Source organism: Pseudanabaena sp. CCNP1317 (genome assembly GCF_034931345.1).
Lineage (GTDB): Bacteria > Cyanobacteriota > Cyanobacteriia > Pseudanabaenales > Pseudanabaenaceae > Pseudanabaena > Pseudanabaena galeata.
Window position 1 is genome coordinate 178,587 of sequence record NZ_JAYGIF010000001.1, and the last position, 15,079, is coordinate 193,665.

Sequence of the window (15,079 nt, forward strand, 5' to 3'; positions counted from 1 at the left end):
TTTGCTTAACCCCGACTTCTTTGTGGTGAAGGCGATAGCCCTGGAACTCCTCTAGGCTCAGTTCGTGGACGCGCAGAACCTTCAGGGAAAGAAACAAAAATTCTCTCATTACCTGTTAATCCTGATTTCACCTCGGTTTTGTCGTCAACGGTGAGTCCAGTTTCAATAGCTGTAAACACAGCAGTTTCACTCTGCTCTGTCTTGACATATACGCCTGTAAGTCCCTTTTCTCGAACGATCGCTACGGTGGGGACAACTAGCACATTCTTCAATTCACCAGCTTTAAATTCTAAACTGGCATTCATTCCCGATCGCAACATTTGCTTGTCTTCAGAAGTAATTTCGGCTTTCACTTCAAAGCTGGTGACATTCTGAGTAACGATCGCCTGTGGAGAAATCGACACCACTCGACCGCGAAACTTTTTCGTTGGATAGGCATCAACTTGCAGCGTCACCTGTTGACCGATCGCAATCTGAGAAATATCGGCTTCAGCCACATTCGCCACAACTTGATTATTGCTAGCAAGGGCAAGAATCGAAGAAGCCGTTGCTGAACTCACCGCGCTTCCTGATGTTGTTGGCGTTACAAAAGCTCCAGGGTCAGCATACTTACGGACTACTACACCATCAAAGGGAGCGCGAATTATTGTGTCTTCTAACTGAGACTGCACACTTTGCAAAGATCCTGCGGCGGCTACAACTTGCGCCTGTGCGCGATCGATTTCTTCAGGACGCGAACCTGATTGCTGCAAAGATAATGCTTCTCGCGCCTGTGTTACCCTAGCGCGATTGGCTTCCATCGTGGTTCTGGAAGCATCCAGATCTCGCGAGGCGATCGCCCCTTCCCGATAAAGCTGTTGATTTTGGCGATAGACGATTTCTGATTGTTCGAGGGTCGCTTGGGCGTTAGTTAAGTTAGCTTGAGCTTGAGCAATATCTTGAGCGCGATTTCCTGCCCTTAATAGATCGAGACTTGCCTGAGCCGCCGCCAGACTTCCATCCGCTTGGGTGATTTGCCCTAAGGTATTGGACTCATCCATATAGGCAAGGATTTGCCCTGTGCGTACATTCTCGCCTTCCTTAACTAGTAAACTCTTGAGCCGCCCTGAGCTTTTAGGGCTGACATTAATCGACTTTTCAGGCTGAATTGTACCGTTAGCAGTGACGATAATTGGTAAGGTTTCTCGCTTAATGGCAACCGTGCGATCGCGTCGGCGCGTTTCTCGATTATTCGCAGGTGCTGTCAGTTGGGTATAGGCATAGTAACCACCACCGCCAACCGCAATCAGGATCAAGATGATGGCTATCCGCCATCCCCAACGACCTAGGAACTTTTTTTTTGGCTGTTCTAGCTCATCTACATCTTGCCCTTCGGTTAAATCCATTTCCTGCGGTTTCAGTTGTTTCTCTGTTTGCATAAGAGTTAAGTCAATGCTTAATGGCTTTAGACACTTATACTCGATCAAACGTTCACTTGACCTTACCTAATTTTCAATAAACGGCGATATGCAAAATAAATCGGCTCGTTATTATGGGTTTCTCTCAATCGGAGCGGCACTTTTGACGATCGCTTTGAAATTAGGCGCTTATCTGTTGACTAATTCCGTGGGATTTTTATCGGATTCCCTTGAGTCGGGAGTTAATCTCGTCGCCGCGATCGGCGCAGTATGGGCGTTAACCTATGCTGCGAAGCCACCCGATGAAGAACATACATTTGGACATTCTAAAGCCGAATATTTCTCCAGTGGATTTGAAGGCGCATTGATTTTAGTGGCGGCTGTAAGTATTGCGATCGCCGCCATTCCCAGATTATTAAATCCGCAACCTCTCGAACAGCTTAGTTTTGGTCTAGTCCTGTCAGTAGTCGCTTCAGCCATCAATGGCATAACGGCTCTAATCTTACTCCAAGCAGGCAAGCGACTACGCTCAATTACTTTGCGGGCTGATGCTCACCACTTGCTAACCGATGTCTGGACTTCTGTGGGCGTAATCCTTGGATTATTATTAGTTTCTGTCACGGGCTGGTTAATTCTTGATCCCTTGATTGCTTTATTAGTTGCGGCAAATATTGTCTGGACTGGCGTAAAGCTGATACAGGAAAGTGGCTCAGCGCTTTTAGATGCCTCTATTCCTCTCGAAGAGAGACAAATGATTGATAAAATTTTGTCCCATTATGATCGCCATCAAGTCCAGTTTCATGCCATCCGCACCAGAATGGCAGGTACAAAAAAGTTTGTATCTTTTCACATTCTGGTGTCAGGTAATTGGTCAATACAACAGGGGCATGACTTATGTGAAGAGGTTGAAACTGCCATTAGCAAAGCTTTACCCCATGTAAATGTATTCACCCATTTGGAACCCTTAGAAGATCCCAAATCATGGACAGATCAGGATTTATAGCAACGTAAGTTTTGCTTAATAAAACCCAAAATAAAAGTGGCGGCGCTTCGCGCCGCCACTTTTATTTTGGGTTTTGATTTGTCCATAACAAAGGAGAAGCTTTGCTTCTTCTTTGTTATAGCTTACTCGTCGCAAAGGTATCGCATTGATCGATATTGCCAGTACTTAAACCACGCTTAAACCAAGTTACTCTTTGCTCAGAAGTACCATGGGTAAAGGATTCGGGAGTTACATGCCCACGCTTAGACTGCTTTTGCAAATAGTCGTCGCCTATTTGCGTCGCTGTGTTCAGAGCTTTGGTGATGTCCTGATCGGAGATTAAGCCCCGTTGAGCCGTAAAATGCCCCCAAACCCCTGCAAGGCAATCAGCCTGCAATTCTATTCTTACCGATAGTTCATTGGCTTTAGCCTTACTGGAACTCGCTTTTAACTGCCTTACCTTGCCTGATATGCCACGCAAATTCTGAATGTGATGACCAACTTCATGGGCGATCGCATAGGCTCGCGCAAAGTCAGCATCATTTCCAGCCGTAGCTTCTAGATACTTAAAGAAACCCATATCTAGGTATACCTTTTTGTCAGCAGGACAATAAAATGGGCCAGATGAAGTTTTGGCTGATCCACAGGCTGACTTAACAGAACCATCAAAAAGAACTAGTTTTGGAGCTTGATAGTTAGTTTTGAGTTGTTGTTTAAAGATCCGCTCCCATGTGTCTTCGGTATCACCAAGAACAGATTTTACAAAAGCTGAGTCTCGGTCTTTGGTTGGTGTTTTGACTAAAGCCTGTGGTGCGGGTGCAGTTTTATTATTGCCACCAATTAAATTCAAAAGCTGGGTGGGATCAATTTTGAAAATTAGACCAAGGATAACAGCGATCGCAATACCACCAGCACCTAAGCCACCCAACATGCCCACTGACGATGAGCTTAGATTAGTTGGTTCCGTTGACTCGTCCGATCCATCACGCTGGTCTTCTACGTTATCACTCTCACGCATTTCATCCCATTTCATATAGTCAATCCTGCCCTATGTGATTTCATTGTTGTGAATATTTAGTAAGTAGTTGGACAATTAAACCCCAGAGTTAACAACTGTGGCGCACGCACAACATGCGCCACAAGCGTTTTTCAACCAAGCGAGGCACTTCTTCACCCAAGACGGGAAAACAAACCCGTGCTTCACTAGAATGATAAACGCTATAAAGCTAAATAATTTTTTAAAATCTCTACATACCATAATTTCGATTCATAAAAGTGTGACAACACTTTCGTGAATCGAGATGAAAGCATTGCAAAGCAATGCTTTTAAATGTTTTCTTGGTTGGGGATTGAGCGAGACATTTTGAGGTGATTGAGAGACACTAACTAAAAACTAATGCCTCATCTTCTACAGTGATGGAAATTTGATGACCTTCTGCAAAAGTTCCTTCCAGAATTTTGTTGGCGATCGGGTTTTCGATTTCCCTTTGAATGGCGCGTTTTAAAGGACGCGCACCGTAGGAAGGATCATAACCAACAGCAGCAATATAGTCTTTGGCTTCCTCACTCAGTTTTAAGGAAATCTTGCGATCGCTCAGCCTATTTTCAATACGTTTAATTTGTAACTCCGCAATTGACCGAATTTCATTGCGACGTAATGCATGGAAGATCACTGTTTCATCAATGCGATTGAGAAACTCAGGACGGAAATGATTGCGAAGTACCTCCAGCACCTTATCGCGCATTTGGTCATAGCGAGCATCCCCATCCAGATCGCTGGGTAAATCTTTCGACACTTCGAGAATGCGATCGCTACCGATATTACTGGTCATGATGATCACCGTATTCTTGCAATCAACTAAGCGCCCTTGGCTGTCGGTAATCCTTCCATCATCAAGAACTTGCAAAAGAATATTAAATACATCAGGATGCGCTTTCTCGACTTCATCAAAAAGTACTACTGAGTAAGGATGACGACGTACTGCTTCGGAAAACTGTCCGCCTTCTTCATAGCCCACATAACCAGGGGGCGCACCGATTAAGCGGGAAACCGAGTGTTTCTCCATATATTCCGACATGTCGATCCGTACCATCGAAGCATCAGAATCAAATAGAAATTCGGCAAGGGTTCGCGCCAGTTCAGTTTTGCCAACTCCTGTAGGACCTAGAAACAGGAATGAACCAATGGGACGGTTAGGATCATTCATCCCTGCACGAGCGCGACGGATTGCTGAGGACACAGAAATTACGGCTTCATCTTGACCAATGACGCGATCGTGGAGATGTTTCTCTAGGGTCAATAATTTTTGACGTTCTGATAAGAGTAACTTTTTGAGGGGAATACCTGTCCATCGCGCCACAATTTCGGCAATATCATCCTCTGTGACTTGTTCACGGAAGAGAATTGAACCATCTACTCTAGCTCGATTTAGCTCTAGTTCGGCCTCATCAAGATTTTTCTCTAGTTCTGTCAACTTGCCATATTTCAATTCGGCAGCACGATTGAGATTGAATTCACGTTCAGATTGCTCAATTAGTAACTTAGTTTGATCGATTTGTTCTTTGAGCGATCGCAGATTGTCAATGGTATCTTTTTCCTGTTGCCAGCGATCATCGAGGCTAATTTGGCGATCGCGTAATTCGTCCATTTCTTTGTCAAGGCGATCGAGACGATCTTGGACAGCCTTACTGCTCTTAGTTTTATAGACGACTTTACCTTCGGCTTCCGTCCGTTCAACAGGGGGAAAGCCTCCTTCTTTTTGCAAGGATAATCTTTCCATTTCCAATTGCATCAGGCGGCGATCAATTTCATCTAGTTCTAATGGTCGAGAATCAACCTCCATTTTTAATTTTGCTGCGGATTCATCAACCAGATCGATCGCCTTATCTGGTAAGAAGCGATCGGTAATGTAACGATTAGAAAGAGTCGCTGCCGCCACTAGTGCCGAATCAGAAATAGTTACGCCATGATGCACTTCGTAGCGTTCCTTTAGTCCGCGCAAAATCGAGATCGTATCTTCCACAGTAGGTTGATCGACGACAACTTGCTGAAAACGTCGTTCTAGAGCCGCATCTTTCTCAATATATTGGCGATATTCATCGAGAGTAGTTGCGCCGATGCAGCGCAATTCACCCCGCGCTAGCATTGGCTTGAGAATATTCCCTGCATCCATAGCGCCCTGCTGCGTTGCTCCAGCACCAACTACCGTATGCAATTCATCAATAAACAGCACAATCTTGCCATCGGAATTAAGAACTTCCTTAAGAACTGCCTTCAATCGATCCTCAAATTCACCCCGATATTTTGCCCCTGCTATCAGCGATCCCATATCTAGACTAATAATCGTGCGGTCTTTGAGGGATTCTGGTACATCACCACGAATAATTCTTTGCGCTAATCCCTCAGCGATCGCTGTTTTACCGACCCCCGGCTCACCAATTAACACAGGATTATTTTTGGTGCGTCGTGACAGTACTTGCATGACGCGCCGAATCTCATCATCACGACCAATCACAGGATCAAGTTTGCCTTGCTTTGCTTGTTCCGTAAGATCGCGACCATATTTTTCTAAAGCTGCATATTTCGCTTCAGGATTTTGATCGGTAATAGTCTGGCTACCCCGCAGTGATTTAATCGTTTCTTCTAATTTTTTGCGATCGATACTTAAATCGCGATATAGCCGCTTACCAAGGCGATCGTCATCGGCTAATCCCAACAGCATATGCTCAACGGCGATAAAGTCATCACCAAAAACCTTGCGATGCTCTTCGGTGCGATCGAGCCATACTTCTAAGTTGCGCCCCAAATACAATTGTTCTGGACTTGCCACGCGGGGTTGTCTTCGCAAAAATTCTTCGACCTGTCGTCGCGCCCTTGCCATGGGGACGGACATCGCCGTAAGTATATTTGTAGTCAAGCCTTCTTCCTGCTCCAATAGCGCCATTAGCAAATGCTCGACTTCTAGTTGCTGATGTTGAGCGCGTCTCGCGACCTCTTGCGATTTGACGATCGCTTCCCATGCTTTTTCAGTAAATTTTTTCGGATCGGTTGGTTGCATTGGCTTTGGTTACAGCAGGATTCAGGTGTAATTACTAAGGGTAGTTAAGATAAGTTTACAATGCTAGTCCGCTAAGTTAGTGAAAACCGCTATAAGTACTAATGCAAAACTAATGCAAAATAAAGTACGAAAACCCGTAAAGTTGCGCCCGCAGGGGCGCAACTTTACAGGTTTTTCATCGCTATACTGGTGAATGATATATTTGACCAGCAGTGCTTGAGCATCATCGTGTTCCTATGGGCTATGAGCCACTACACCACAAATATCGACCGCAGATCTTTGACGACTTAGTTGGTCAAGAGGCGATCGCGCATACTCTTAGCAATGCCTTAAATACTAAGCGCATCGCACCTGCATATCTATTTACAGGTGCTAGAGGTACAGGCAAAACATCAAGTGCGCGGATCATGGCAAAGTCGCTCAATTGCCTAAGCTCTGATAGCCCTACTCCTCATCCCTGCGGCAAGTGTGAGTTATGCCATAGCATCGCCAATGGTAACGCTCTCGATATTACCGAAATTGACGCGGCAAGTAATACAGGCGTTGATAATATTCGCGAGTTAATCGAACGTGCTCAGTTTGCACCAGTTAAGGCAAGATTTAAGGTTTACATTATTGATGAATGCTTGACTGGCGATACGCTTGTGCAGACTGATACAGGTTTAATGCGTATTGACGATCAAGATTTGTTAGGTAAACAGGTTTTAAGCTATAACGAAAGCTATGCTCAATGGGAATATAAAAAAGTTTTACGCTGGTTAGATCGTGGTGTGAAGCCCACATTGATTATTAAAACTAATCAGCGATCGATTCAATGTACAGGTAATCATTTAATCAGAACAGAATCAGGATGGACACCAGCAAGCAATATCAAAGTTGGGATGAACATATTGTCCCCTGTGCCTGTGCCTGCGGAGAATTGGAATACAAGTTTGGAGCAGGTAGAATCTGTGACAGTCGTTGGTGATGAGCCAGTTTATGACATTGAAGTAGAAGATAATCATAACTTTGTCGCTAATGGTCTGTTAGTTCATAACTGCCACATGTTAAGTACAGCAGCATTTAACGCTTTACTCAAAACCCTAGAAGAACCCCCCGATCGCGTTACATTTATTCTCGCAACTACTGATCCCCAGCGCGTATTACCGACAATTATTTCCCGTTGTCAGCGTTTTGACTTTCGGCGGATCCCCCTTGATGCGATGGTCAAGCACCTAGGAAAAATTGCGGCAAATGAGAACATTAATATTCATACTGAAGCACTGACTTTGGTTGCTCAAATTGCACAGGGAGGACTACGTGATGCTGAATCTTTGCTCGATCAATTGAGTTTATTAGATGGAGAGATTACGGTTGAGGCGGTGTGGGATTTGGTGGGTTCTGTTCCAGAACAGGATTTACTATCTTTGATTGAAGCGATCGCTGCCGATCATTCCACACAATTAATTGATTATGTGCGGCGCATTATGGATCGCGGACGAGAACCTCTGATCGTGTTGCAAAATTTGGCAAATGTGTATCGTGATTTATTGATTGCCAAAACCGCTAGCGATCGCAGTGATCTTGTCGCCATGACTAGTTCTGGTTGGGAAAGACTGATTCACCTAGCGCAGAGTTTACCAATTCCCAATATTTTGCTAGGTCAACAACATTTGCGATCGGCTGAGCTACAAATCCGTAACTCCACACAGCCGCGCCTATGGCTAGAAGTTACACTCATGGGTTTACTCCCATCAGCACAGGGAGCGATCGCCCAGTCACAGGCTCCGCTTCCATCCCAATCTCAACCATTTGTGCCATCACGCAATATCCCCGCAACTCCCCAATTTACGCCCCAACCACCAAAAAATCAGCCTGTTTCTCAAGTTCCCGTAACATCTAAACCAGAAACAACACAAATTCCTATCGCCAAGGGATCGGAACCAGCGCATATTTCGACACCCATTCCTGCTGTCGAAACTCCGATCTCATCAGGAATCGATGACCTTGATAACTTTGCTGCGGTTGGATACGATCTAGATCAGATGTGGCAAAACATTTTATCAATGTTGCCCACACCCACAAAATCGGTTTTTATCCAGATACAGGCTCATATTCTGACGCTTGAGAGTAATAGTGTCAAAATTGGTTTGGGCGGCAAGCGTGATGAAACTACCAAGAATATTGTGGTTCAAAAGCGACCAGAACTAGAAGAAGTTTTTGCTAAGTATTTGCAGCGTCCGATTAAAGTGATGTTTACCTTTGTGACTACGCCGCCGCAAGCGGAGCAAGTTCAAGTTACTGCACCGCTTCCCGTTAGTCCTGCGATCGCGCCGCCACCCATAACTAATCAAAATCCAAGTCCGCCGCCCATACCTAATCAGCAGCCAATTGCGACTCCATTAACGGAGCCACCAGAAAAGGCTCGGTCTAATCAAAATCATCCTCAAACACCTCAACCGAAAGGTTATGTTGGGATGACGGAAGATGATCGAGTGATTAAAAACCTAGCCGATCTGTTTAATGGACAGATTGTTGATCTGGATGAAGAACCTAGTGAGCAGTAAATGTGGCGCAAAGTGCCACATTTACTGCTATATAAGCGACCCAAAGAACAAACCTCACGATGCGAGGTTTGTTCTTTGGGTTTTAAGCGTAGTCCTGAAGGGCGGTCACAGAGATTGCTCCAGTTTGTAGAGAACGAATAGCGGCGATCGCTGCTTTTGCACCAGCAAGGGTGGTAATTACAGGAATCTTATAGGCTAAAGCTGTGCGCCGAATCATTTTGCCATCGGTTTTTGCCTCTTCACCACTAGGAGAATTGACGATCAATTGGATTTGACCATTCTTCATCGAGTCACCAATGTGGGGACGACCTTCATGGACTTTGAGAACTTGCTTTGATGCAATATTGTTACGACGCAGAATTTTATAAGTTCCTTCCGTAGCCACAATTTTAAAGCCCAATTCCACAAAGGCTTCAGCAACGGAGGGTATACCACTTTTATCGCGATCGTTGACGGATAGAAACACAGTTCCCTCTAAAGGTAAATTTGTTCCCGCCGCAATCTGAGCTTTGGCAAAGGCGCGTCCAAACTCAGTATCGATCCCCATGACTTCGCCAGTCGATCTCATCTCAGGGCCTAAAATCGTATCGGTTCCTGCAAACTTGGCAAAGGGAAGAACAGCTTCCTTGATCGATATATGTTTAGGAATTACCTCTTCCGTTAAGCCTAATTCCGCAAGGGTCGCACCAGCCATGATTCGTGATGCATAGTTAACGAGGGGGACGTTAATCGCTTTGCTGACATAGGGAACAGTACGCGAAGCGCGAGGATTAGCTTCAAGAATAAAGACCTTGCTCTCTTTAAGATTATTATTATTCAACTGCACTGCATATTGGATGTTCATCAGACCAATGACATTGAGAGACTTGGCAAGACTAATCGTCCATGTGCGAATAGTGGTGAGGACTTCAGGAGGTAAAGAGAAAGTGGGAATTGAACAAGCAGAGTCGCCTGAGTGAATCCCTGCTTCTTCAATATGCTCCATAATGCCGCCGATGGTGACATTGCCAAGTTGATCAGCGATCGCATCGACATCCACTTCAATCGCCCCTTCAAGGAAATGATCGATCAGCACAGGGTGTTCAGGCTCGATAATGATCGCCCGACGCATATAGTCTTCGAGTTCGGCATCGGAATAGACTACTTCCATACCCCGACCACCAAGCACATAGCTAGGACGGACAACTACGGGATAGCCAACACGTTGGGCGATTACCACCGCCTCTTCTTCGGAACGTGCCAAACCATTGTTAGGTTGCAAAATTCCAAGTTGTTGACAGATCGCTTCAAAACGTTCCCGATCTTCGGCTATATCAATGGAGTCAGGAGAAGTACCCCAAATCTTAGTGGCAGAATTATTTTCTTCCAAGTAGCGCAAAAGTGGCACAGAAAGTTTAAGCGGAGTCTGTCCACCAAATTGAATGATTACACCTTCAGGCTGTTCCGCTTCAATGATATTCAGTACATCTTCGCGAGTCAAAGGCTCGAAGTACAGGCGATCGCTAGTATCGTAATCGGTAGAGACAGTTTCAGGATTAGAATTAACCATAATTGTCTCAAACCCTGCGGCTCGTAACGCATAGCTAGCATGACAGCAGCAATAGTCAAACTCAATCCCTTGACCAATCCGATTTGGTCCTCCACCGAGGATCATCACTTTGCGCTTAGTTGAAGGCAGGATTTCTGATTCATCTTCGTAGGTAGAGTAGTGATAGGGCGTGAGTGCTTCAAACTCTGCCGCACAGGTGTCAACGGTCTTGTACGAGGGAATCACACCGAGGGATTTGCGATAGGTACGCACAGCATCTTCGTTTGTACCAGTGAGATAAGCAATCTGACGATCGCTAAAGCCCATGCGTTTTGTTTCCAGCATCTCATCTTTTTTGATACTGTCTAACTTCCGACCCTTGATCGAAAGTTCCACATCGGTGATCTCGCGCATTTTTTGTAGGAACCAAGGATCAATATTGGTTAGTTCAAAAATGGCTTGCACTGATAGTCCTGACAAAAATCCATCGCGGATCGAGAAAATGCGATCAGGGTTAGGAACCCGTAAACTGTACTTGATTTTATCGAGGTCAGGCAATATTTCTTCGCGATCGCCACCAAAGCCAAAACGTCCAACTTCCAGCGATCGCAGTGCTTTTTGGAATGATTCTTGGAAAGTGCGCCCGATCGCCATCGCTTCACCGACCGACTTCATCTGGGTGGTTAGCACAGGCTCGGAACCTGGGAATTTCTCAAATGCAAAGCGGGGAATCTTGGTAACGACATAATCAATAGTCGGCTCAAAACTGGCGGGAGTTTTCTTGGTGATATCGTTGGAAATTTCATCAAGGGTATAGCCCACGGCAAGTTTGGCGGCAAATTTGGCGATCGGAAAGCCTGTGGCTTTGGAGGCTAAAGCTGAACTACGGGATACACGAGGATTCATCTCGATCACAACGACATCGCCATTTTCAGGATTGATCGAGAACTGAATATTCGAGCCGCCAGTTTCGACACCAATTTCACGAATGATTTTAATTGAATAGTCACGCAAACGCTGATATTCCTTATCAGTCAAGGTCTGAGCAGGCGCAACCGTGATCGAGTCACCCGTATGGATACCCATCGGGTCAATATTTTCAATGCTACAAATGATCACCACATTATCGGCGAGATCGCGCATCACCTCTAGCTCATACTCTTTCCAGCCAATCAGCGATCGCTCGATCAGGATTTGCGATACAGGACTCGCTTCTAAACCAGAGGCACAAATTTCTTCAAATTCCTCTTGGTTATAGGCGATCCCGCCGCCTGTACCACCCATTGTGAAGGCAGGACGGATAATTAAAGGATAGGAGCCAATTTCTTGGGCGATCGCACGGGATTCTTCCATGGTTGTCCCCAAGCCAGACGGACACATGGCAACGCCGATCCGCTCCATCGCTTCCTTAAATAGCTTACGATCCTCAGCCATTTCGATCGCTTCTAATTTTGCACCAATTAGCTCCACACCATATTTTTCTAGAACGCCCATTTTCGCTAGGGAAACCGCCGTATTCAGTGCTGTTTGTCCACCCATCGTCGGCAAGATGGCATCAGGACGCTCTTTCTCGATAATCTGCGCGACCACTTCGGGAGTAATTGGCTCAATATAGGTGCGATCGGCGGTGGCGGGATCGGTCATGATCGTGGCGGGATTGGAGTTAACTAGGATCACATAGTAGCCCTCGTCCCTTAACACTTTACAGGCTTGGGTTCCTGAGTAGTCAAATTCACAGGCTTGACCGATGACGATCGGACCAGCGCCAATCAGCAAAATCTTTTGGATGTCGTTACGGCGGGGCATAAATCTTGTATTTCGTAGGTAACTCGCATTACATTTTATAGCGTCATGGCGATCGCGCAATGTGTAGCGCATGATGCTAATTGAAGTGAGGTGTCGCTAAGATGTAAAAATAATGGCTACAGTTGGCTATGTCAAATCTTGAATTACTGGCGAGAGATAGATATGACAAATCAAAACCAAAAAGATGAGTGGCGACGCTTCGCGCCGCCACTCATCTTTTTGGTTTTATGTCCTAAGCAAAACTTACATTGCTATACCAAAGCACAAAATGGCTACGCCATTTTGTGCTTCTAAAACCATTACTGGGTTTGGTTTTTAAATTCACAAAAGTGTGACCACACTTTTGTGAATTGATATAATTGTTTCGTAACGAAAAGTTTCAGATGGCAAGGTTTTAATAGCAGAATTAGCCAAGGAAGAGGAACTAAAGACACCAGATAATGTTGTGGCTTAATGTCGCTTTACGATTGTGGTGAAGCTGCTCAGAAGTTGAAGAATTTGTTAGAACCTAAAGTAGTGTAAGAAAATGTCAATTCCTAAGCGATTCCCTTTTATGGAGCGAAGAGATCAAAAAGGGGAATATACTGGCTATGCAGTTGCTTGAGTGAAAGCGCGATCGCATCAGCCAAAAAACAATAACTAGAATGGCAATAAGAAGGTAATTCGCTTAAATTGCATCAGTATTAATCCCCATCGCTTTGAGCATTTCGACAAGACGTTCGGCTTTTTGCTCAGCCTTTTGTTGCGCCTGTTCAGCTAGCTGTTTTTCCAAATTAGCACGCTCAGCGATCGCCTCCGCCTCAAGCCTAGCCTGATGCTCAAAAGAACGCTCTAACTCCGCTTGGAATCTAGCCCGTTGCTCGAAAACTCTCTCAAACTCTGCCTCAGCATAAGACCGCAAAATCTGGTTAGAAATTGGGTCAAAAAAACGAAAACCAAGATCTGGGTATAAATGTAAATCTAAACCTAAAACTTCACTATGAAGTGACAAAGTACCATCAGGCAAGATTGAAGAAGCGATCGCTAAGTATTTACCATTCTCCAAACGCATACCCTGTAAAGAAGTAGGCTTCAAATATTCACCCGATGGATCGTACTGAAAATATTCCTTAACTCCCAAATTACGATAAATCAATGGATTTTGTTCGCGGTCTTTCGTCACCGTTCCCTTAGAAGTTATTTCCAACACAAAGTCAGGAGCTTTCCCACCATCTTCATAGATTTTGTAACTAATGCGGTCTTCGTTGCTCATACCAAAAACAACGAAAGTATCTGGGGCGATTCTTTTCTCGACTTTCTCTTCTCGATAACGGATAAATAGATTTCCAGAAACATATACATTCTGCTGTTTCTCAAACCAGAGTCTCAACGCTTCAGTCGTATAGCTTAAGTTACGCCGTTGTTTATCGCCCTCTGGCATTGGCTCAAAGTCCTCGTCAAGAAGTTCTACGGTTGAAATTTGCTTGTGATTACCAGAAATTGTCATAATGGCGCTCCAAGTCAGACCTATATGTGATCTAGCATATCAAATAACAATATAATCAGCCAAAAATCAATAACTAGAAATGCGATCGACGCTTGACCATTTTAGAATTTGAGACATTTAGGAAAGCGATTACTTTATAATTAAGGATAAAATATAGTAAAGACATTAATGGCTGCTAAAGACAGATTTCATGCTGTAGTTAGAATCGCTTTAGAAAAGGATCGATGGAATGTAACTGATGATCCGCTTCGGCTGGATATTGGCGGCACTAAGTTTGAAATTGATTTGGGCGCAGAGCAATTGTTAGCTGCAGAGCGCGGTCAAGAAAAAATTGCCGTTGAAATAAAGACGTTCTTGAGTGACTCGCCATTGACTGATTATCATGCTGCATTAGGGCAGTTTTTGAATTATCGGCTTGCCTTAGAAATTGCTGACTCAACACGCATTTTGTATTTAGCCGTGCCAGTGGGTGTTTATGAATCATTCTTTAAGCGCGAATTTGCACAAATTTCATTAGAGAGATACCAAATCAAACTAATTATTTACGACGCAATTCAAGAGGTAATTGTCCAATGGATACGATAGAGTCTTATCGCAATATAATTCAGTCGTTGTTGACTGCTTATGCTACCGTGCCGATCGCAAATGGATCGATTGATTGCTACACGGTTTTTGATGTAAAACAAGACCATTATCATGTCATGAATGTGGGATGGGATGGTTATCGGCGAGTCTATGGTTGCGTTTTACATTTGGATATTTTAAAGGGGAAGATTTGGATTCAGCAAAATATGACGGAAATGAGGGTTGCCCAAGAGCTAGTAGATTTAGGCGTGGCGAAGGAAGATATTGTGTTGGGGTTTCAAGCTCCTGAAATGCGTGAATATACTGGCTATGCAGTTGCTTGAGCGCGATCGCTTCAGCCCAAAATCAATCACTAAAACTGCGATCGCTCTTCCAATTTTTGCGGGATTCTAAGATACATCGCACTGACAAAAGTCTAAGAAGCGCAATCGAGAGAAGGAGCAGATAACTCAAAACGATATAATTTTTTAGATTTCATACATCAGATCGCCATCTCCACATTTTGGACTGTGAGGAGTTGGACTATGGTTCTGTAATTTACTTAATCAAGAAATATTAGTATAGCTGAGATCTTGCACCATTCAAGAAAAGGGGTTGCAGAAAGAGCAAAAATGTGAAAAAAAGGGCGTAGTAGTAAATTAAATAACGATCATGGAAAGCATCGTTAAGCACGCCCAAGGGCTAGTTTATA

The 15,079-nt window shown here is 44.5% G+C and carries 9 protein-coding genes; 4 read left to right on the forward strand and 5 right to left on the reverse strand.

From position 1 onward, the window contains the following. Positions 1-5: 5 nt before the first annotated feature. The gene (locus VB775_RS00770) at positions 6-1,418 is read right to left on the reverse strand and encodes an efflux RND transporter periplasmic adaptor subunit (protein WP_281007431.1); all 1,413 of its coding nucleotides are present in this window, start codon (positions 1,416-1,418) and stop codon (positions 6-8) included. An 88-nt stretch (positions 1,419-1,506) separates the two neighbouring features. On the opposite strand from VB775_RS00770, the gene VB775_RS00775 reads away from it, so the two are divergent. Further along, positions 1,507-2,400 (forward strand): cation diffusion facilitator family transporter, encoded by an 894-nt coding sequence (locus VB775_RS00775; protein WP_281007430.1) that lies wholly within the window; start codon positions 1,507-1,509, stop codon positions 2,398-2,400. A gap of 115 nt (positions 2,401-2,515) precedes the next feature. Here VB775_RS00775 and VB775_RS00780 read toward each other — a convergent pair whose 3' ends face one another. After that, complete coding sequence (locus tag VB775_RS00780; protein ID WP_281007429.1) at positions 2,516-3,412, reverse strand: neutral zinc metallopeptidase; 897 nt, start codon at positions 3,410-3,412, stop codon at positions 2,516-2,518. A 349-nt stretch (positions 3,413-3,761) separates the two neighbouring features. Then, complete coding sequence (clpB, locus tag VB775_RS00785) at positions 3,762-6,437, reverse strand: ATP-dependent chaperone ClpB (protein ID WP_281007428.1); 2,676 nt, start codon at positions 6,435-6,437, stop codon at positions 3,762-3,764. Between the two features lie 236 nt (positions 6,438-6,673). On the opposite strand from clpB, the gene dnaX reads away from it, so the two are divergent. Then, entirely contained in the window at positions 6,674-8,983 is a 2,310-nt protein-coding gene (dnaX, locus tag VB775_RS00790) for a DNA polymerase III subunit gamma/tau (protein WP_281009451.1), read from the forward strand. 82 nt (positions 8,984-9,065) lie between these two features. On the opposite strand, the gene carB is transcribed toward dnaX, so the two are convergent. Further along, positions 9,066-12,317, reverse strand: coding sequence for a carbamoyl-phosphate synthase large subunit (gene carB, locus VB775_RS00795; RefSeq protein WP_281009450.1), 3,252 nt, complete (start codon positions 12,315-12,317; stop codon positions 9,066-9,068). Positions 12,318-12,984: 667 nt separating this feature from the next. After that, entirely contained in the window at positions 12,985-13,803 is an 819-nt protein-coding gene (locus tag VB775_RS00800; RefSeq protein WP_281007427.1) for a Uma2 family endonuclease, read from the reverse strand. Between the two features lie 168 nt (positions 13,804-13,971). On the opposite strand from VB775_RS00800, the gene VB775_RS00805 reads away from it, so the two are divergent. Further along, positions 13,972-14,388, forward strand: a complete 417-nt coding sequence (locus VB775_RS00805; RefSeq protein ID WP_281007426.1) for a XisH family protein — start codon at positions 13,972-13,974, stop codon at positions 14,386-14,388. Then, positions 14,376-14,711 (forward strand): XisI protein, encoded by a 336-nt coding sequence (locus tag VB775_RS00810; RefSeq protein ID WP_281007425.1) that lies wholly within the window; start codon positions 14,376-14,378, stop codon positions 14,709-14,711. The genes VB775_RS00805 and VB775_RS00810 overlap by 13 nt, the downstream gene beginning before the upstream one ends. The last annotated feature ends 368 nt before the right edge of the window (positions 14,712-15,079 follow it).

Bases quoted from the DNA above. Each gene is read 5' to 3' on its own strand.
- VB775_RS00770 (WP_281007431.1), bottom strand. From the start codon at position 1,418: ATGCAAACAGAGAAACAACTGAAACCGCAGGAAATGGATTTAACCGAA.
- VB775_RS00775 (WP_281007430.1), top strand. From the start codon at position 1,507: ATGCAAAATAAATCGGCTCGTTATTATGGGTTTCTCTCAATCGGAGCG.
- VB775_RS00780 (WP_281007429.1), bottom strand. From the start codon at position 3,412: ATGAAATGGGATGAAATGCGTGAGAGTGATAACGTAGAAGACCAGCGT.
- clpB (WP_281007428.1), bottom strand. From the start codon at position 6,437: ATGCAACCAACCGATCCGAAAAAATTTACTGAAAAAGCATGGGAAGCG.
- dnaX (WP_281009451.1), top strand. From the start codon at position 6,674: ATGGGCTATGAGCCACTACACCACAAATATCGACCGCAGATCTTTGAC.
- carB (WP_281009450.1), bottom strand. From the start codon at position 12,317: ATGCCCCGCCGTAACGACATCCAAAAGATTTTGCTGATTGGCGCTGGT.
- VB775_RS00800 (WP_281007427.1), bottom strand. From the start codon at position 13,803: ATGACAATTTCTGGTAATCACAAGCAAATTTCAACCGTAGAACTTCTT.
- VB775_RS00805 (WP_281007426.1), top strand. From the start codon at position 13,972: ATGGCTGCTAAAGACAGATTTCATGCTGTAGTTAGAATCGCTTTAGAA.
- VB775_RS00810 (WP_281007425.1), top strand. From the start codon at position 14,376: ATGGATACGATAGAGTCTTATCGCAATATAATTCAGTCGTTGTTGACT.